The organism is Maribellus comscasis (assembly GCF_009762775.1).
GTDB lineage: Bacteria > Bacteroidota > Bacteroidia > Bacteroidales > Prolixibacteraceae > Draconibacterium > Draconibacterium comscasis.
On the sequence record NZ_CP046401.1, the window covers coordinates 7,006,085 to 7,025,891 of the forward strand.

Annotated in this window: 14 protein-coding genes and 1 CRISPR repeat array; of the genes, 4 read left to right on the top strand and 10 right to left on the bottom strand. The window is 38.0% G+C overall.

Going from position 1 to position 19,807, the window contains the following annotated elements; translation table 11 throughout:
• Nucleotides 1-10: 10 nt before the first annotated feature.
• Genes GM418_RS28100 through GM418_RS28110 form a run of 3 tightly spaced genes read left to right on the top strand, consistent with a single transcriptional unit; the run spans nucleotide 11 to nucleotide 2,009 of the window.
• Nucleotides 11-793: a hypothetical protein gene (locus tag GM418_RS28100; RefSeq protein ID WP_158871205.1), complete on the top strand. Its 783-nt coding sequence runs from the start codon at nucleotides 11-13 to the stop codon at nucleotides 791-793.
• A gap of 45 nt (nucleotides 794-838) precedes the next feature.
• Entirely contained in the window at nucleotides 839-1,495 is a 657-nt protein-coding gene (locus GM418_RS28105; protein ID WP_158871207.1) for a VOC family protein, read from the top strand.
• Nucleotides 1,496-1,547: 52 nt separating this feature from the next.
• The gene (locus GM418_RS28110; RefSeq protein ID WP_158871209.1) at nucleotides 1,548-2,009 is read left to right on the top strand and encodes a GNAT family N-acetyltransferase; all 462 of its coding nucleotides are present in this window, start codon (nucleotides 1,548-1,550) and stop codon (nucleotides 2,007-2,009) included.
• An 8-nt stretch (nucleotides 2,010-2,017) separates the two neighbouring features.
• On the opposite strand, the gene GM418_RS28115 is transcribed toward GM418_RS28110, so the two are convergent.
• Complete coding sequence (locus GM418_RS28115) at nucleotides 2,018-2,890, bottom strand: Mut7-C ubiquitin/RNAse domain-containing protein (RefSeq protein WP_217447618.1); 873 nt, start codon at nucleotides 2,888-2,890, stop codon at nucleotides 2,018-2,020.
• Between the two features lie 8 nt (nucleotides 2,891-2,898).
• Between GM418_RS28115 and GM418_RS28120 the strand changes: the two genes are divergently transcribed.
• The gene (locus GM418_RS28120; RefSeq protein WP_158871213.1) at nucleotides 2,899-3,600 is read left to right on the top strand and encodes an SGNH/GDSL hydrolase family protein; all 702 of its coding nucleotides are present in this window, start codon (nucleotides 2,899-2,901) and stop codon (nucleotides 3,598-3,600) included.
• Nucleotides 3,601-3,698: 98 nt separating this feature from the next.
• On the opposite strand, the gene GM418_RS28125 is transcribed toward GM418_RS28120, so the two are convergent.
• The 9 genes from GM418_RS28125 to GM418_RS28165 form a co-directional block, all read right to left on the bottom strand.
• Complete coding sequence (locus tag GM418_RS28125; protein ID WP_217447619.1) at nucleotides 3,699-5,852, bottom strand: GH92 family glycosyl hydrolase; 2,154 nt, start codon at nucleotides 5,850-5,852, stop codon at nucleotides 3,699-3,701.
• 180 nt (nucleotides 5,853-6,032) lie between these two features.
• Nucleotides 6,033-8,966: direct repeats of the CRISPR family, unit length 36 nt; unit sequence GTTGGATCTCTTTTCAATTTTATATCAAACCACAAC.
• A 233-nt stretch (nucleotides 8,967-9,199) separates the two neighbouring features.
• Nucleotides 9,200-9,553: a CRISPR-associated endonuclease Cas2 gene (cas2, locus tag GM418_RS28130; protein ID WP_246222783.1), complete on the bottom strand. Its 354-nt coding sequence runs from the start codon at nucleotides 9,551-9,553 to the stop codon at nucleotides 9,200-9,202.
• Between the two features lie 40 nt (nucleotides 9,554-9,593).
• Nucleotides 9,594-10,484 carry a type II CRISPR-associated endonuclease Cas1 gene (gene cas1 / locus GM418_RS28135; RefSeq protein WP_158871217.1) on the bottom strand — a complete coding sequence of 297 codons (891 nt, stop codon included), beginning with the start codon at nucleotides 10,482-10,484 and terminating at the stop codon, nucleotides 9,594-9,596.
• A 53-nt stretch (nucleotides 10,485-10,537) separates the two neighbouring features.
• On the bottom strand, nucleotides 10,538-11,170 hold the full coding sequence (locus GM418_RS28140; protein ID WP_158871219.1) for a hypothetical protein: 633 nt from the start codon (nucleotides 11,168-11,170) through the stop codon (nucleotides 10,538-10,540).
• Between the two features lie 60 nt (nucleotides 11,171-11,230).
• On the bottom strand, nucleotides 11,231-11,887 hold the full coding sequence (locus tag GM418_RS28145) for a PQLLE family protein (RefSeq protein WP_158871221.1): 657 nt from the start codon (nucleotides 11,885-11,887) through the stop codon (nucleotides 11,231-11,233).
• Between the two features lie 170 nt (nucleotides 11,888-12,057).
• The gene (locus GM418_RS28150) at nucleotides 12,058-12,288 is read right to left on the bottom strand and encodes a hypothetical protein (RefSeq protein WP_158871223.1); all 231 of its coding nucleotides are present in this window, start codon (nucleotides 12,286-12,288) and stop codon (nucleotides 12,058-12,060) included.
• Between the two features lie 148 nt (nucleotides 12,289-12,436).
• Nucleotides 12,437-16,444 carry a type II CRISPR RNA-guided endonuclease Cas9 gene (cas9, locus tag GM418_RS28155; RefSeq protein WP_158871225.1) on the bottom strand — a complete coding sequence of 1,336 codons (4,008 nt, stop codon included), beginning with the start codon at nucleotides 16,442-16,444 and terminating at the stop codon, nucleotides 12,437-12,439.
• A 556-nt stretch (nucleotides 16,445-17,000) separates the two neighbouring features.
• Nucleotides 17,001-18,170: an alpha/beta hydrolase family protein gene (locus GM418_RS28160; RefSeq protein WP_158871227.1), complete on the bottom strand. Its 1,170-nt coding sequence runs from the start codon at nucleotides 18,168-18,170 to the stop codon at nucleotides 17,001-17,003.
• A gap of 60 nt (nucleotides 18,171-18,230) precedes the next feature.
• Nucleotides 18,231-19,556, bottom strand: a complete 1,326-nt coding sequence (locus tag GM418_RS28165; protein WP_158871229.1) for a sugar porter family MFS transporter — start codon at nucleotides 19,554-19,556, stop codon at nucleotides 18,231-18,233.
• Nucleotides 19,557-19,807: the final 251 nt, after the last annotated feature.

The following is a 19,807-nucleotide window of genomic DNA, read 5'->3' on the forward strand; positions in this document are numbered from 1 at the left end:
ATTTCAATTTATGAAAAACAAAATTTTTTCCGTAATCATTACTGTCTTCATTGGTATTGAAGCGTTCGCACAAAGCGGAGAAAGCGGAGCAGCAAAGAACAAATATTATCAACTTTTTGAGGGTTCTGAAAATTCAGGTAAGTACAGAATAGAGTTGAGTTCAGACATTGATACCACCTGGAATAAATGGAACAATAGTGGATACAACTTTGGCTTCGACAAAAATATAACACCAATGTATACCAATGTAAAAGGAATATTAAGTACAAACTACATGGTTCAGGTTAGAGGAAACGAAAACGAATGGGGCAAAAAGCGGTGGGGATATCATGTTTTTGAAGGATACGCCAGGGATGATAAATCGAGAATTACGATGCTTGTTAATAAACATGTTGAAATTGACAAGCCGGTTGCAGAAATGTATTATTACGGAACGGTATACAACCATTCAGAAAGTGCATACAACTGGCTTCGAATTGGCTCTGATGTCAAACAACACTCTTTTTTGTTTAGTCGCGACAAAGCAATTTTTTACGGTTCGCTCAAACTCTCAAATGCTTTAACACTGGGAAGAATAGGCCATGATAACATTAAAGCGGAAGCCCCCGAAGGTGATGACGAAAAAAATTCAGAAGAAAGTGCAAGACATGTAAATTATAAAGCGCTAAAAAACAGCGAAGACGGAACAATTTTTTATGATAAGGACAATAACATTGTTGTTATAAAAATTGAAGGAGAATGGAGAAAAATTGCCACTGAAGCTTTACCTCAGGGAGTTCGTTACGATTTTTAAATCAAAACGTTCAAAATCAAAAATATTTAATTTAAAATCAGAACAATGCGTATTACAGAACTCACCCTTTTAACCAACAATATTTCAGAAACAACACATTTTTATCATAAGCTGTTAAATTTTGAAATTGCAGATAAAAACACAAACGAAGTGTCGTTTAAAGCAGGAAGTACAAAATTAATTTTCAAAAAAACGGATTACGACAATCCTGTTTACCATTTTACATTTAACATTCCGAATAACAAATATGAGGAAGCTTTCAAAATCATTGATAATTCCATTGGTGTTATCTCCTCAGTTGAAGACGGAACAAGAATTTTTGAGTTCGCCAATTGGAATGCAAAATCTTTCTATTTTTATGATAACAACAACAATATTCTTGAATGTATTGCACGTTTTGATTTGGACAACCAGATTAATCACCCTTTTAAAAACACCGACATTCAATCCGTCAGTGAGATTGGTATTAATGTTGACGATGTTCATACTGAAGGGCAAAAAATTATAAATGAATATAATCTGGACTATTTTCAGAAACAAAAACCCAGGGAAGATTTTGCTGTTATTGGCGACGACAACGGACTATTAATACTGGGATTAAATAATCGTATATGGTTCCCAACAAACCAACGGGGCGAAAAACACTATACAAAAATTAAGTTTGAAGTTAACGGAAAGATTAGCGAAGTTGAGTATCCGTAACTACGAAATAAACAACTTTAATACCTTTGCAAAAAACTTTTTTTGCCTCGTTATGGAAATCCAAATTCAACCGGCATTACTAAACGATCTAAAACAAATTTTGCAGCTACAAAAAGACTGTTACCAAAGCGAAGCAAAAATTTATGACAATTTTGACATTCCTCCCCTCACCCAAAGTTTGAAATCACTTGAAGAAGACTTTAACAGGCAAACCATTTTAAAAGCCGAATTGGGAGGAAAACTAGTGGCATCGGTCCGTGCATTCCGGGAAAACGGAACCTGTTTTATTGGCCGCTTAATTGTAAAAGAGGATTTTCAAAATAGAGGAATTGGCAGAAAAATGATGAAAGCAATTGAAGCAGTATTTTCTGATTGTTACCGTTATGAACTTTTTACCGGTTTTAAAAGCGTAAAAAATCTGAATTTATACCACAAACTGGGGTACAGAGAATTTAAAAGGCACAAAGAAAATGAAAAACTTACCATTGTATTTTTTGAAAAAATAAAACGCTAAATAAAAAACTATTTTGCTTTTAATCTTTCCAGCCATTTGTTTATACGTTCGAAATGTGAACCTTCCCAGTAAACATTACCACATCCTGTGCACTCCCAGAAGGAATCGAATATTTGAAGTGTATCCTGAGGAACTCTGCCTGTAGCTTCAGCTTTTTGAATCGCCCGCAAACTACCGTTGCAATTGGAACAACGCGAAAAAGGGCGAAACTGACTTTGAAGTTGAAACCTTTCGATTATTTCTTTTAGCTGAATTTTAGGATTGTCGCTTCGTAGCCAATACCCATGAGTAACTTTACTGTGTTTCAGCACTCCTTTGTCGCGAGTTAAAATAATTCGTTTCTCATTTACAGCAATCTCAACTATTTCATCATCTTCCAAATTATTTCTGAATAAAGAATCGAAACCAAGTAGTCGTAACTTTTTTGCGAGCTTACCAAGGTTCACATCTATAACAAATTGTGTTTTTCGAAGCGGCTCCGGCCGGAGTCGAATCACAGAAAAAATATCAAATGTTTCAAAAACCGGGTAAACCGAAACTTTTTCATTGCCTTTTAACAAAAATTCAAATGGAACCGATTCTCCATTCACCAGAATCAAATCAATTTCAGCATGCGGAACACCAATCGCTTCCACAACATTTTTTACAGAAGGTGTTCCTGTAAATGAAAAAACAAAGCTTACTTTCTTCCGCTCTTTGGGCAAAAAATCATTGAGTTCCTCGTAAAACCGAAATTTGGAAGATCGGATAACAGGAGCATGATCATTAACAATATTTGCCTCAACGTCCTTCATAAATGAATGGATTAAATTTAAAGCAATTTCACGAAAATCAAGGTTTGCCCGCCAATGTTTACTACTTTTATCTTTCTGAATCAACACTTTTAAGCATGAAAAAAGTATTCACCGTTTGTATTCTTGTTTTTTGGGGAGCATTTACTATTGCTCAAAATTCTCAGTTAAAAATACTTGCCATCGGCGATTCCAACGGTGAATTTGATTTTGGCTGGGTGGCTCAGTTACAAAAAATCCGTTTAAGCGACAGGATTGTAAACACAGCCATTTCGGGGAATACAACTGGATTTGATAATTTGAACAGAAAGGAATTAAATACCCTTCGGAATGTAAATTCCTACCTGAACAAAGGAGATACTGAATTAGCTGGAATGGATGTTATTTTAATAATGCTTGGGACCAACGATTGCAAAGCGATATTTGCCGATAGTTTAAAACAAGTTCCTCTAAACATGGAAAGACTGATTTTAAAAATAAAACAACACGGTGTTTACAGGCAATACCAACCCCAAATTTTTATCGTTTCACCTCCGCCGTTCGGCCCGCCCGAAATGCTGATAGCAAAATATAAAGGTGGCGCCAAAAGAATTAAGTATTTACAGAAGAAATTCAAAAAAACTGCCCGCAAAGAAAATTGTATTTTTATAGATATCTATTCTGAAATAAAAGACACTTTCAAAAATATTACTTCCGACGGGATTCATTTAACTCCTGAAGGACAGCGGCAAATAGCTGAAATTATCAATTTAAAAGTTGACAAGCAGATGCAAAAGAATGGATTATTTGGCGGATTTTAATTCCATTAATAATCACAATTTCATTCTGTGCGGAGTCTGATTTTCAGCCCAAAATACCTGTAAAAGAAATCTCTAATGAACAGGAGTCGGTCAAAATTTTATTTCACATTTCCCATTTCAAACATCAATGTTCCGCCATTCATCACCTCCTCGTGAGAAATGGACAGTTTGTTGTAGGGTTTGTCGTTTAATTCTACAGATTTCACATATATATTTTCGTCTGAGAAATTCTTTGCTTCCACTGTAAAAGTTTTCCCGTTGGGTAAATTCACAATTGCTTTGGGTAATTGAGGAGCACCCAAAATATATTCGCCGCCACAAGGATTTACCGGATAAAAACCGAGATTGGTAAAAATATACCAGGCCGACATCTGACCGCAGTCGTCGTTGCCACACAGCCCGTCAATTTTATTGATGTATTTTGTTTTTACAATTTCATGCAACAATTCCTGTGTACGCCATGGTTTGCCGGCCAAAGCGTATAAATAGGCCACATGGTGACTGGGTTCGTTCCCATGTGCATACTGGCCAATTAAACCTGTAACATCCAAAACAAAACCGGTTCCTTCACTCGATTCTTCCATCTCAAAAAGAGAATCCAGTTTTGTGGTGAAGTTTTCTTTTCCTCCCAATAAATCAATCAAACCATCAACATCGTGTTGCACATGCCAGGTGTATTGCCAGGCGTTTCCTTCGGTGTAATCACCGCCCGACGTTCCGGCATGCGACAATGAAAAACTGTTAAAGGGTGTGCGCCAGTTCCCATCAGAATTTTTTCCTCTTGCGAGTTTTGTTTCCGGATCAATAAGATTTTTCCAGTAATTTGAACGTTCTAAAAAAAACATATAATCATCTTCTTTTCCCAGGACTTTGGCAAACTGAGCGGCGCAATAATCGTCGTAAGCCGACTCCATTGTGCGTGAAACCGATTCTTCCTTAACCACATCAAATGGATAATAGCCATATTTATCGTACACTGCCCATGAAGATTTTTGATGATCGCTTGTTAATGAAGTTTTTACCGCTTCGAACGCCCGTTCTGCATCAAAACCTTTAAATCCTTTCAGATACGCATCAACAATTACGGGCACAGCGTGATTTCCAATCATACAAAATGTTTCTTTTCCCCAAAGTGCCCAGATGGGTAAAAATCCCTGATTATCGTATTGATGCAACATGGAATGCACAAAATCATCTACTTTTTCAGGAGCCAAAATCGTATACAAAGGATGTGCTGCACGATAGGTATCCCACAACGAAAGTGTGGAATAAAAAGGAGCTTTGTCAACATCAGCAATATTATTGGGCTGAATAAACAAACGATACATCGACGTATAAAACATTGTTTTTTTATCGTTGTCGCCCTGAACATCTACTCTGGCCAGCAACTCGTTCCAGCTTTGTTTCGCTTTTTCTATCGTTGTTTCAAAATTCCAGTCGCTTTTTTCTTTTGCCAGATTTGCTTTTGCTCCTTCCACTCCGGTTGACGATAAAGCCACTTTTATCATCAGTTCCTCATCCGAACCTAAATCAAACTCAAGCACATAACGAGGTGCTTTTTCATTTTCAGAACGGTTGGGAAGCAACTCCTTTTTTATGATTGGTTTATTGAATTCAATAACATAGTAATAAGTACGGTTTAACCACACGCTGGTGTTGGAGTAACCCGTAATCATTTTATCTCCTTCGAAATTTACTTCTGCGTCCTGCACATGTGCATGCAATTGATTCTGACTTGAACACTGCGAACTCTGGAAGTCGACAAGCAGGCTGGTCTTCTCACCAGCCGGATATTTATAACGATGCAGCGCAACGTGGGGAGTCGCAGTCATTTCAGCATCAATATTAAAATCGGTTAACTGAACAGCATAGTATCCGGGGCTGGCAGTTTCGGTTTTTTTGTTGATCGTACTTTTGAATACCTCCGGTTTTTCTCCTGTAAACGGCAACATCAACAAGTCGCCCAAATCGGGGCAACCGGTTCCGTTTAGCCTGTCTTGTGTAAATCCGTTAATGGTTGAGTCGGTTGACTGATAACCGCTACAGTATTCCCATCCGCCATTTCCGGTTTCAGAGCCCACCTGAATTAATCCGAAAGGAACACAGGCCCCCGGAAAACAGTGACCGTACTCCGCTGCACCGATAAACGGATCGACATATTTTGTGTAATCAGGTTCCGGAACTGAAGTTTGCTGCGAGCAGGAAACAAAAAATAAAAACGGTATGAGAATAACAAAAGCTAATTTCATCATGTAAAGGTTATAAATTGATTTTGTAATTTTTGGCAAAAGGACAACTCCTTTTTTGCGTCGTGAAAATAGTAATAAATGGGACATCAACATGGTGCGATCCTTTTTTAACCGCAAAGCTTAAAAGTAAGTTGAGATTCCTATTCACATGCATACACAGGTACCTGCAAGTTCTTCTGTTTTGTTGGATCTCTTTTCAATTTTACATCAAACCACAACTTCTTCGGTGTTGTATTCGTTTCCCTCGATGTTGGATCTCTTTTCAATTTTATATCAAACCACAACCCATACTGAACAAACACAACACCATACTGAGTTGGATCTCTTTTCAATTTTATATCAAACCACAACAAGATCAGATTTTTCATTCTTTTTCGTTTTGTTGGATCTCTTTTCAATTTTATATCAAACCACAACGCCATTCAAACCGGCTTCGCCTTGTGTAACGTTGGATCTCTTTTCAATTTTATATCAAACCACAACGGATGTTGAGATACTTATAAAAATACAGAAGTTGGATCTCTTTTCAATTTTATATCAAACCACAACAATACTATCGACAACAGCAATGTCGGTAAGGTTGGATCTCTTTTCAATTTTATATCAAACCACAACATTAGCTTGCGGCATTTCAACTGTAAAAACGTTGGATCTCTTTTCAATTTTATATCAAACCACAACTGAAAGGAACAAAAACAGAACAGAAAAAATGTTGGATCTCTTTTCAATTTTATATCAAACCACAACATAACTCGTTTATATGTTTCATCAGTTTGGTTGGATCTCTTTTCAATTTTATATCAAACCACAACTGCTACGCCAGCCGGGCGCACAAACGTACGGTTGGATCTCTTTTCAATTTTATATCAAACCACAACTTAGTACTATCCTGCAAAAAAGATGAAATTGTTGGATCTCTTTTCAATTTTATATCAAACCACAACTATCATTTCGATCAGGCAGAGAAAGCAAGGGTTGGATCTCTTTTCAATTTTATATCAAACCACAACTGATAATGGTCTGCACTGTGTTTCAAATTTGTTGGATCTCTTTTCAATTTTATATCAAACCACAACAGAAACACAGAAATATACCAACCTCCTTCAGTTGGATCTCTTTTCAATTTTATATCAAACCACAACTAATTGATGCGCGTAATTTGGCTCCAGCTGGTTGGATCTCTTTTCAATTTTATATCAAACCACAACTTTCGCTTCCGGTGTAACAGGCGTATAGCTGTTGGATCTCTTTTCAATTTTATATCAAACCACAACTGCTAAAACCAACAGGCGAATTCAGGGCAGTTGGATCTCTTTTCAATTTTATATCAAACCACAACCATTTTAAGTGGTTGTTTCCGGGCATGTGTGTTGGATCTCTTTTCAATTTTATATCAAACCACAACAGCAACACTTTGCATCAGTTTACGCTTATCGTTGGATCTCTTTTCAATTTTATATCAAACCACAACTTTAGTGCCGCCTCAACCAATTTCGGTATGTTGGATCTCTTTTCAATTTTATATCAAACCACAACCTGGTAAGCTAAGCCGAAAAGGTTTAATTGGTTGGATCTCTTTTCAATTTTATATCAAACCACAACCAGAGTTGTATCTGATGATTACAAAGTAAGGTTGGATCTCTTTTCAATTTTATATCAAACCACAACTATTAATCCATGTTCTTCCTCACTCATTTGTTGGATCTCTTTTCAATTTTATATCAAACCACAACTCAGCGACGGGCCGGTTGATATTTATGATAGTTGGATCTCTTTTCAATTTTATATCAAACCACAACTGATTTATCGTTTGAAAGCAATACAAAGCTGTTGGATCTCTTTTCAATTTTATATCAAACCACAACTAAATTCGTAAGCAACACACCAAGCTTGTTGTTGGATCTCTTTTCAATTTTATATCAAACCACAACCAATCTCGTTCAGGCTCAATTACGTTCGCTGTTGGATCTCTTTTCAATTTTATATCAAACCACAACTATAACGGAAAAGCTATGTTTTGACCGCTTGTTGGATCTCTTTTCAATTTTATATCAAACCACAACGGTTGGATGATTGCTGTAATAGTCGCACAGGTTGGATCTCTTTTCAATTTTATATCAAACCACAACTATTCGCCGGAGCAACAAAATTTCCATAAAGTTGGATCTCTTTTCAATTTTATATCAAACCACAACAGTCGCTTATCAGTTACGACAAGCGTTCCGGTTGGATCTCTTTTCAATTTTATATCAAACCACAACCATTTTAAGTGGTTGTTTCCGGGCATGTGTGTTGGATCTCTTTTCAATTTTATATCAAACCACAACAGCAACACTTTGCATCAGTTTACGCTTATCGTTGGATCTCTTTTCAATTTTATATCAAACCACAACTTTAGTGCCGCCTCAACCAATTTCGGTATGTTGGATCTCTTTTCAATTTTATATCAAACCACAACCTTTCCATGTCTGCCATGTCTAACAGCTTGGTTGGATCTCTTTTCAATTTTATATCAAACCACAACCAAAGGGCCTGAAACTCAACACAGAGGCTAGTTGGATCTCTTTTCAATTTTATATCAAACCACAACCCGGCGGTATGCATGAGACTTTTTTTTGGTGTTGGATCTCTTTTCAATTTTATATCAAACCACAACCTATCATCGTTTGCATAAACGGTTTCTGAAGTTGGATCTCTTTTCAATTTTATATCAAACCACAACTAACGCCAACATACCCTTCCTGCCATATCTGTTGGATCTCTTTTCAATTTTATATCAAACCACAACCCGATATAGTTTACAAAGAGCAAACAGGCCGTTGGATCTCTTTTCAATTTTATATCAAACCACAACTGACTATTTCGACCGCTCCGACTGCTGCGGGTTGGATCTCTTTTCAATTTTATATCAAACCACAACTTGTCACCCTCTAACCATAAACTGAAAAATGTTGGATCTCTTTTCAATTTTATATCAAACCACAACTCAAGCGCATCGCTTAACAATTCAATATTGTTGGATCTCTTTTCAATTTTATATCAAACCACAACTTCGCCGTTGTACATCCGCTTCCACCCCGGGTTGGATCTCTTTTCAATTTTATATCAAACCACAACCAAGGGGAAGGAAAGACCTGTAAACACTGGTATTTTCACCGGAGTTACATTCAATTTTTTCCTCTTACACCACAAAGAAGTGGTTTAATGCGTACATTTTTTCTATTCTAAATTTAAAATTGAATTTTGTTTCAGGATTTCAAAGAACCTTATAAAAGTAGATAAATTTTCGTTTATTCAGGCAGACTTTCAAGGTTTTAAAAACCTTGAAAGTCCAAAGAACAATAAGCGAATCAGAACATTTCCAGTTGTTTTGGCCCTTCGGGCAAAGGATCTGATTTTTTACCCCAAAAATTACATATGTTGCCGTATTGTTTGTCGGTTACCGTAAGGATACTCACCTGCCCTTTTTCAGGCACAAAATCTTTTACCCGTTTCATATGGACTTCGGCACTTTCTTTACTGGCGCAATGCCGGTTATACACTGAAAACTGCATCATTGAAAAACCATCATTTAACAAATCCTTGCGAAAACGGGTAGCCTGCCGCCGTTCCTTTTTGGTGGTAACTGGCAGATCAAAAAAAACAAATAACCACATAATATGATAGGCATTTAGCCGGGTTTGTGCCATAATTTCCAATTTCAAGACCCTGAAGATTTCCAAAACCTTCAGTGTTTATAAAATATCAGTCAAATTCAGGATATACAATTTTTCGTTGTTCGCCATTAAAACATTTTGCCAATGAGGCAGTGGTTTGCGATAAGGCGATCATTAGCGGACGTTTGGTCTCCCCTATTTTTACGTCAGCAGTCATCAATTGTAATAGCTCTGCTTTATGTTCTTTGCCGAGCATAAATACATCTGGCCAGCTCTTTTTCATTTCAAACACAATTTCATCTACATAAGGACGGTAGGGTTCCATTACATCATCGGCCAGGCAAAAGGCATTGTAGCGGTTCCGGTGATGAATACCCAGCGTTGCCAGCAGTCCCGATCCTGCCAATGCCCTGGCCACTGCCGAACGCAACAGGATGTACCCGTAGTTTAAAAAAGGATTGGGAGGATCGCCATATCGGTCGCGAATAAAATTCCGGCCCAGTAATTCCATCCAGTACAGGCGGGCGGCAAATCCCTCCCGGTTATCACTATCGCCGCTTTTTACGGTTCTGCCGACAGCCTTTAACGGGATACTGTTTTTCCCCAGTTTCGAAAGCAAACGGGCCTGATTTTTTATTTTGGCCTCAATGGTCTGTTTCCATAAATTCTTTTTTAGGGGTTCAGTAGCACTGATTTGCGCTCTGAAAATCTCGTTTTGAATGTGATTGGCGTCCAGTGGTAAAAGCATCGATGAAGGCAGATGCTTACTGTCGCAAAAAACGGTGGCCACATTCACTTCGTTCAATTCTTCCACCAGTTTCATTGTAAACGAAATTTGCGGATGGTCGAGCACAATAAAACCGAGGTCTTCAACCGGGGCAGTTTTAAGAGGCATCCCGTTTTTTTCGGAAACCACCAACTGTTTGTTTTTAATAGAAAGGTGGTAAGGATTCGAAATGTATAAGGTTCGTTTTAGCATGGTTTCTATTTTTCCAGACCTTGAAGGTTTTGAAAACCTTCAAGGTCTCTATTTTAGGAATCGTTTAATTGGTCAATTTTCAGTTCGTTATATTTTTCAACCTGTTCTGTTGAGTGGTATTGAATCAGGTTCTTTTTATCATCAAACCAACGTAATACTTCCGCACGGCTCAATTTTGTTCTTTTGGGCGACAGCATAGTTAAATACGAACTCCAGGGATAATCTAAAAAGTGTTCACAAAAGCCATGATGTACAGGGTTATGATGAATGTAATATACCAGGTATTTTAAATGATCGTTGGAAATTACCGGAATACGGCGAAAGGGATGTTCAAACAAGCTGCCTGTGCGATGAAAGCGTTTATTGACGGCTTTGGTGTAGGCATTAAATAAATTTGCAAATTGCTGATTAACCCTATTCCGAGTCTTTAAACCTTGAAGGTTTCGGAAACCTTCAAGGTTTTCAAAAAATGAGTTAATTTCCCCTTCCTTTTTTATCCGTACCAGCAAATGAAAATGATTTCGCATTAATACCCAGGCAAATGTATCGGCAACTGCAGAGATGTATTTATCATACAAATACAGGAAATATTCATAATTTTCATGCTCACAAAAAAGGTTACAGCCGTTTATTCCTCTATTGTACAGATGATAAAATCTTCCGTATTCGAGTGGGATGGTTTTCATCTTTTATGGTTTACAGACCTTCAAGGTTTTTGAAACCTTGAAGGTCTGATTAAATTTAAATTATCCTTTTACCACAATTCCCAATTTTTCGAGCAACTGAGGTTTGTCGGCCAAAGCAATACGGGCAATCACTTCATAGTCTGAAATCCAGTCTACCAACTCTTCCAGTTTCTCGTCGCGTTCCTGGGTGGCATTCTGTGCATCACCCCTCTCTTTTTTAACTGTCTCTGAAGCAGCGGAAACCTGCTCAATGGCTGCAAGCTGAGCATTTAGTTTTTCTTCGGTTTGCCCATAACCGGCCAATGCCTTTTTCCATTCTTCGCTGGCCAAAATGGCACGATAAAAACCCAGTGTCTGTTTTAACCAGCCACTAAGTGTGCGGGCGCGGCGTCCGTTTAAATCAAGAGTTGATATAGCTTTTACATCATTTTTTAAAGCTATACGGGAAATCTGAATCATTTCCATGTAGGTCTTATGCGCCGACTGGCGATCTTCTTCGAAGCTGGCCTGAGCTTCATCAACCTCACCATACTCTTTTTTCTGGTTTTCAACCAGCGTGTTTGCCTCGCTCAACAGAGCGGCTCCTTCTTCTAGTTTTGTTTCAGGATACCCCATAGAAGATACGGCATCCCGGATTTCGGTATCGTTCAGGCTGTTGTTGATTCGCAGTCCCGACTGATACAAAATTTCATCAACTGACATTTTTGAAGCGTTCATAAAAATAGTTTTAAAAATTTAGAAAAACAGGTGTAAACATTCTGCGCTGATGGCAGTGTAAGGGCGAACAGGAAAGACATAAAAAAAAATCGGAAAAACTCCGGAGTTTTTTGATGTCTGTTGTTCAGGGTCGTTAATCATCAACAGATTAAATGAAAAAATTAAATATTTTATGTAAAACCATAGCGGATTGCTCCGTACCGCTGCGAAATACCAATGTACAAGGTACTGTATCTTTTCGCAGGAGAATTTAGCGTTCCGCTGCCGTACAGTAACATTTCTTCGTGGTACAATCCCGTTTCGAGGTGGTACAATGGCATTCCGTACCCGGATTTTGTTTTCCGCAACCGGACATTTGCTTCCCGCATTCGTCCTGGGTGTTTCGCTTTGGTTTTTAACATCTTATACTGTTTAACGGTTGTTCTTTTCTGCTTTTATCGGTTTTCTTATTGAACCTCCGGTAGATTTTCTCTGCGCGGTAGTTTTAAAAGCAGGTTCATTAATAATCCCTAAAGGTTTTAAAAACCTTTAGGGATTGAATATTTTAACCTAGTCATCTAACCATATTAATTCGCCTGTAAGTTTTATTCTAAAATCGTAATCCTCAACAACAAAATTAAATTTAGGAGGACTCAAAAGTAATTTTGGAAACGGGTTAATAAAATCAATAAATGATTCCCCGTTTGTTAACGACTTAGGGGGCTTTTGCCCATGTTCTTTTTCGTAATCAAGTTTTAGGTTTTCATCATTTCTAGCCTCTTGATGATACTTAAATGTAACCTGACCGTTTTTACTCATCTTAGTAACCTTATAAAGTCGTTTAATTTTATCAACAGCTTTGCTCCTTAATTCTTCAGGAGATTTCTCCCAAAACATCACCACTGTTCCTGTTTTCAGCAAATACTTGAGATATAACCCATTTTTGGGGTGCCTGTCAGGAAAAGGGCTTTCTTCTAATTTCCCGTTATAAAACTTACCCGCCTCCAGATTATTTAGAATTAAAATGCTTCTTTTTATATTATCATTACGGTCAAATCCTTCGTAAACAGCCATTGTATGATTTCCATCGTTTACCACGTTATACTGTTGCTTATACTCTTTTTCAGATAAATCGCGGTGCTTTTTAAAATCGGTCAATGGATTTGTTACCGATGGTTGATATATACGTACTTTCTTTATCGGTACTGGTGCTCCATTTTTATTAGGCAAACAGTACAATTCAGCAACCTGCAGTTTTATCTCTTCTATTTTATCATCGATTTTAGCCTCTTCACTTTCTTCTGCATTTTTACGTTGTTTTAAGAGGGCTTCAATTTGTTTTTGCAAATCTTTTTCCTGCATTCGGGCATCGCTTACAATTTTGCGAACTTTGTCGTCAACAATATTTTTAATTGCAGCATCCTCTAAACCATCAAGCGATTTTCTTACAACATATTTTATTTGCTTTTCAACTTCACCTTTTTTATTTAACGCTTCCCTTTCTATAGCACCATAAAAAGTGTCTTTATGAAGACTACCGCGTACACTATCGCCTCGCAAATAAATAGGTGCTCCACTTTTATTGTATTGAATTTTGCCCCGTTTACGAAGTTTCTTTTTACTAAGCTTTGGTAAATTATCAGGCGTATGATGCGAAACCAGTATTTCTTTTTCGATATCTTTTACATCTACTGCAAATGTTGACCACGGTTTATCCACTTTGGGTTTAGCCTCAGAACCTCGTTCGAATGCATTTTCACTATCATGATAAAAATTAGCCAAAATCTCGTAGTTGCTCTTATCCATACAAGCTATTGTAATGGCATCAATACAGTGGTGAACATGATTAACCCGAGATTTTTTATTATAATTATCCTGTAGCCCCCACATTTTACGAAAATCGGCAACAGTATTCCCTTTCACTGTATAAACTTTGGGAAAAACGGTTTTTAGATAAAGCCGAGAATACTTGGTAATAATACCAATATCTACCATTTGACTATTTTTAAACCCAACGGACACTTCTTCCATTGTAAAACGTTTGTATTTATTCCGCCAGTAATTACGTTCATTGGTAAGCCGATGCCTGTTCTGTATGGCTCGGTCTTTTTGTGCCTTGTCTGTAGCTCCTTTCGACTGGCGAACCGCTTTTTCAATTTCTTTGTTGAGTTGCTCAATCTCATTTTCCCAATGTTCTATGCGGGCTAATATTTCTGAATGATTCGACAACTCAGACGGAATTTTATTTTTCTTTATGCTTCGGTTAAATTTATTCTCGCAGAGCGTTTTATTCTCTCGCGAATTATCGTAAGACTGGCTCCGGGGGATAGTGTGTTCTATGTCAAATTTAGGGTCCGCACCCAGAAAATCTTCAAGCCCAATTGTATTGCCAGTATATAAACATATATGGTTTTGTTCTTCCCACAATTGGTATTTCAATATTTCATCTTCCAATGGCTCATAATCTGCTGAAAAATGTTCTTTTATTTTCGCTGCATATTCCCTTCGCTTCTTCTTTCTGGCGTCTTGCCAGCTTTTCAGCCCGGCCCTTTCATTTGCATTTAGCAAACCTCGCGACATCTCTATATTCACTTTCGTATTCGTGTCTATTATCCCATCTCGTATAAGTTCGTTCGTTAGCGACCTAAGTTGATGCAGAGCACGCATTGCCATTGGATTGCGTACCGACGATGTTATGGGACTTCCGAGATAAAGCTTGCCATTTTCTCCCCTTTTGGCTGGTTTGTATGTCTCTATTGCCGAAGGATGATAAAGCTTTTTGCTGTTAATAATTTCTTCCCCGAAATTATCTTTTAAAAAGGATATTACAGCTTCATCAATTCTCTCTGCTTTTATGTGTTCACCTTTTCCAAGGTCTTTCGGCATATACTCAACAATTAATTGTTGGGCTTTTTTTGTGAGCAGGTTCCTTTTTTCTTCCGGGAAACCGTCATATTCTTTTGTACCAAAAGCTGCTTTTATTTTCTTATCCAACTCTTTGAAATAATATGGTTTTGCTTCTTCACTCCATATTTCATTCTCTCGCCGGGCATTTGTTATAAGTCCATTAACCAGGTTTACAATGGTCGTATCATCAGTATGGTTTTCAATTAGCTCCCTGATGACATTTCTTATAATTTTCTTGTTTTCATTATCTTTCCAAATATGAGCAGGCACTATTTCTTGCATATTCGCTAAAAAAACAGCATGCGAGTATATTAAACCTTCACGCAAATAAGGCAGAATCTTGTTTATAGCTTTCAGGCTTAATGATGCAAAATCTTGTTTTAAGCGAATCTTCTCAGAAAATAAAATCGTTTGCTCTTCAGTAAAATCGAAATGCTTTCCTGCATATTCTTTTAGCTTTTTGTCAGAATCGAAGGTATAAAGTACATGCCAGGCATCCGAAAATTTCTTGGGTGTCTTGTCATTATCATCATTCACATAAAAAAAGTCATCATCAATAAACTCAGAGCCAAATAACTCCTTAAAACGAGCAGAAACAGGGCAACCACTCACGGTCGCTCTCATTGAATAGTTTAATAAATAATCTTCCGGATTTTTATCCCGGTCTTTAAAATATTTGTATTGTTTTTTAGGGGCTAATTGCTTGGCTAAATCTTCAAAGTCGAAATGTTCTCGCTGCAAGAAAAACCGAGGTTTTATCTTACTTCGCTCATCGGCTTTTAGCGGTCTCAACTTCTCGTCATCCGGGGTCTTTATCTTTATATTATTGATAAAACAAAGCATCCTGTACTCTTCAAACTCCGGCCGAGATACTGCACAGCGGGGCTTGCTGGGTTCGAAAACGCATTTACCAATCAATCCTTTTTGCGATTTTAAAGGGCGTTGATAAAAAATGGCTTTATATAATTTACCTCGCACTTCATCGGGAATATTTTGAAATGCACATATTCGGTTAAATTCATCCAGATAATCATCCTCGCGATGGGTATATTGGTCCCGTATTTTTTCACCGTTCAGATAACAATCTTCATAAAAATATTGACCTAAAGTTTTATCACCTTTTTTTTCTTGTAATTCCTTAATACTACGTTTTACTTTTCCGGTTTCATTCTCTGGTGTTGAATCTAAACGATTACTCAGAAAACCACGGCGTTGCGCCATATGATAAAATGCGCGTCCCAGCTTATGTCTATCTGCTTCGTCTTCTAAATTTAACGGTTGAGTTATTGCAATATACCTGAAGTAATAAGGATGTTTGTTGTTATTTTCATCGGTAAGCCACCAATTGAGAAAACTAACATTCCTAGGATAAATCTTCTTGTAACGCCATAAATCTAACTCTTCCTTCGTTAGCTTCGGACAGTATCCATATTCCGACAATACTTTAAGCGTTTCTATTTTACGTAGTTTTCTGCGGTATTTAATACGTCTGGCACTGCGATGCTCCGTCCGCTCCGCCGCCTTTGAGCTTTCTATACCTTTTTCTATTTTTACGCCTTCCTGAAAGATTCTCACACCTTTGTTCAACAAGGAATACTTTCCATCATCTTTTGTAACCACAGCCCATCCAATGCTGTTGGTTCCGAGGTCGAGTCCTAAAATTTTTGCCATGATTTTGGGCATTTAAAGGTTAAAGATTTTTGTAATATGTTGTTAAATATAAAAACTTCAATGGTTATTTTCTTATATTAGCGCTGTAAAGTGTTAAACTTCTGTTCAATAACATAGAACTCAATTTTATATCTTATCACAATAAGGCTATATGCCGAAGGAAAAAATTCCTATACTCCCGCTTCGGTGGGAGTTTTTATTTGTAGGGGGAGCCTCCCCCGGCCCCTCCAAAGGAGGGGAGTAAAAAGAGAATATATCCGGCAGTTTAGCAAATAACACGAAAAAACATAGAAGAATAAACACCCAACAGAAAGGTTGAAAATACAAACTTGCGCGACCTTTGAGCGTCTGTCAGACCTCAAAGTGTCTGATGCCTAAAGCCCTCAAACTCCTTCCAAACGGGGAGGGGCAAAAAAGATATATCTATCGGGTTAAGCAAATAACACGATAAAAACCAGAAGAATAACCATTAAACAAAAAGGTTAAGAAAATATATCCGCGACCTTTGAGCGTCGGCCAGACCTCAAAGTGTCTGAATAAAACCTCTCTTCAAACGCTACCAAACCACATCGTCGTTTGTACGCACAGCATAGTCGGGCAGCGGATTGGAAGCGGTAAATATTTTTAATGTTTCATAGGGTTCAATGACATTTCCCTCTTCGGTTATTTCCCCCTTATCGTCGAGAACAGCATTTAGGTTAAGGTTTAAATATTTTGCTAAAAAGGGATAAACGGCTTTACGTTTTGAGAACTGGTAACCATGTCCTTCATCCGGAAAATGAACATTCTCTACCCGTTCTTCAACGTCCATCAGTTTAAATATGTACTGAATATGCGGAAACTCAACTTTAGGCGTATTTAATGTCCAGTCGCCACCATCTGATACGAGCAATAAAGGCCGCGGGGCAGTAAGTGCAGCTATTTCCACATTGTTGGTCTGGTGATGGTCGCTTTTATGTACAGGCATTCCGCTTTCGCACACACACCCACCAAAAAAATGCGCTGATACCTGAACCACCGGCGCCGAAACTTTTACACGCTTATCAACAGCTGTTAACATAAATGTTTGCGTACCTCCGCCGGATGCGCCTGTCACCGCAATTCGTTCGGGGTCGATATTATCCAGCGACAATAAAAAATCGAGCGCACGAATGCTGTTCCATATTTGTTGTTTTAATGCTTTGGAATGATTGTGTTCCCAACCGTAGGCAGCCATTTCTCCATAACCAACCATATCGTAAACAAAAACAACAGCACCCATTTTTGCAAAAGAAATACAGCGGTTTTGAATATCGGAGCTAACCCGCGCCGACTGCATCCGATCGCCAAAATGTCCGTGCGGAGAAAGAATACCCGCTGTTTTTCCATCCATTTTCTCGGGGAGATATAAACTACCGGTAACAAAAACACCGGGCAAACTTTCGATGGCTACATTCCGAACCGTATAACCATTGTATTTTCTTTCTTTTGAATACCGGGGTTTCAGGGGTGTTTTCTCCGGTAAAGGGCTCAAATCTGCTCCCTCCAGAATTCCCTGACGGATTACTTCAGCCCGTTTTAACCACTCTTCTTTTGTGGTGTACTGCTTTTTCAACTGGTCAATAAACGTTTTGCCTTCCGGCTGGGTAAAATAATGCCCCATACAAAGGTTTGACTCTTCTGACTGCTGTGCCTGTGCGACAATAAATCCTGCAATAAATACAGTAAATAAAATATATCTTTTCATAACGATTGTTTTAGCTAAAATTTATACTCATTGGGAATAAGTTCTGTTAATAAGGCAAATCTACTTTTTTAATATCAACTTTTCAATTTCCTCCAGTGATTTACCTTTGGTTTCGATTAATGCAAAGCGGTAAAACAGAAGGCTCAACAATGTAGCAACAGTAAAGAAAACAAATACGTAGCCAACTCCAATCATGGAAGAAACAACCGGAAACAACAAGGCAATTGCAAAGTTAAATATCCAGTGCGAGAATGAGCCCATTGCAGTTCCTTTTGCGCGGACACTGTTTGGAAACATCTCTGAAAGAATAACCCAGATAACCGCTCCCTGCGAAAAAGCAAAAAAAGCAATGTATCCGATTAACAACGATAAAAGAATAAATCCCGATTTAGTATCGGTTATAAATGCCCAACTGAATAAACCCAAAAAAACTGACATTCCCGAAGCTCCGACATAAAGCAAAAATTTACGTCCGAAGCGATCGATAATTGACATGGCAACAATGGTAAATATCAAATTGGTCAAACCAATCAGTACAGACTGAAATAAAGCTGCTTCGCCTGAAAACCCTGCCTGCCGGAAAATATCGGTTGAATAATACATAATGACATTGATTCCTGCCAGCTGGTTAAACATTCCTACAGCAATACCAATTATTGCAAGCCGTAAATAAGGCTTTTTCATTAGCGACACTCTTTTATTTGCGGCCTCTTCTTTTAAGGAATCTTTTATGGAAGTCATAAGTAAATCTGCATCTTCTTCCGGATTCACCCTTTTTATCACTTCACGGGCCTCTTCGTTTTTCCCGATTTTCACCAGCCAACGGGGGCTGCGCGAAATAAAAAACAACAGCACCCACAAGACTGCCGACGGAACCACACCGGCCAAAAACATCCAGCGCCAGCTTCCATGCAGCAAACTGTCAATCATATAGTCGGAAAAAAAAGCAACCAAAATACCGGTAACTATAGCCAGCTGATTGGTTGCAACCAGCTTCCCGCGAATTTTCGGAGGAGAAACTTCAGAAATATACATGGGTGTAAGCACTGACGCACCTCCAACGGCAATACCCCCCAAAAAGCGGGCAATCACAAACATCCAGATATTTGCGGCCAAACCAGCTCCCAGCATCGAAAACAAAAAAAGCGCAGCCATTATTTTCAACATATAACGCCTGCCATATTTATCTCCGGGCTTCCCGATAAACAAGGCACCAATCACACATCCGGCCAGTGCCGTGCTTACTACAAATCCTTTCATAAACTCGCTTAGCTGAAAATGTTCTGCAACATAATAAATGGCACCGTTGATAACCGCGGTTTCAAAACCAAACATCAGCCCCCCAAGGGCCGCTACAAAAGTTACAAAATAAAGGTATCTCCTCATGATAATTTTACCGGTTTAATTCAGCTTGTTAAAGATAGTATTTCATTTATATAAATCCTCGGGTTGTTTGTCTGATATTGTAACACAATGTATTACTTCATATTCCGCCAGCAGGAATCTTCCATCCTGAAATCAAAAAAAAGTCACCAAATAAAAGTTGTTCGAAAAAATAATTTGAACAAAATGACGTCTTTAACTATTTACATTATGGCAAAAAGTGTAAAGTTAACATATACTTTACAAAAGCTTTT

Coding starts and splice junctions, on each gene's coding strand:
- GM418_RS28100 (WP_158871205.1), top strand. CDS start 11: ATGAAAAACAAAATTTTTTCCGTAATCATTACTGTCTTCATTGGTATT.
- GM418_RS28105 (WP_158871207.1), top strand. CDS start 839: ATGCGTATTACAGAACTCACCCTTTTAACCAACAATATTTCAGAAACA.
- GM418_RS28110 (WP_158871209.1), top strand. CDS start 1,548: ATGGAAATCCAAATTCAACCGGCATTACTAAACGATCTAAAACAAATT.
- GM418_RS28120 (WP_158871213.1), top strand. CDS start 2,899: ATGAAAAAAGTATTCACCGTTTGTATTCTTGTTTTTTGGGGAGCATTT.
- GM418_RS28125 (WP_217447619.1), bottom strand. CDS start 5,852: ATGATGAAATTAGCTTTTGTTATTCTCATACCGTTTTTATTTTTTGTT.
- cas1 (WP_158871217.1), bottom strand. CDS start 10,484: ATGCTAAAACGAACCTTATACATTTCGAATCCTTACCACCTTTCTATT.
- GM418_RS28140 (WP_158871219.1), bottom strand. CDS start 11,170: ATGAAAACCATCCCACTCGAATACGGAAGATTTTATCATCTGTACAAT.
- GM418_RS28145 (WP_158871221.1), bottom strand. CDS start 11,887: ATGAACGCTTCAAAAATGTCAGTTGATGAAATTTTGTATCAGTCGGGA.
- GM418_RS28150 (WP_158871223.1), bottom strand. CDS start 12,288: ATGTTAAAAACCAAAGCGAAACACCCAGGACGAATGCGGGAAGCAAAT.
- cas9 (WP_158871225.1), bottom strand. CDS start 16,444: ATGGCAAAAATTTTAGGACTCGACCTCGGAACCAACAGCATTGGATGG.
- GM418_RS28160 (WP_158871227.1), bottom strand. CDS start 18,170: ATGAAAAGATATATTTTATTTACTGTATTTATTGCAGGATTTATTGTC.
- GM418_RS28165 (WP_158871229.1), bottom strand. CDS start 19,556: ATGAGGAGATACCTTTATTTTGTAACTTTTGTAGCGGCCCTTGGGGGG.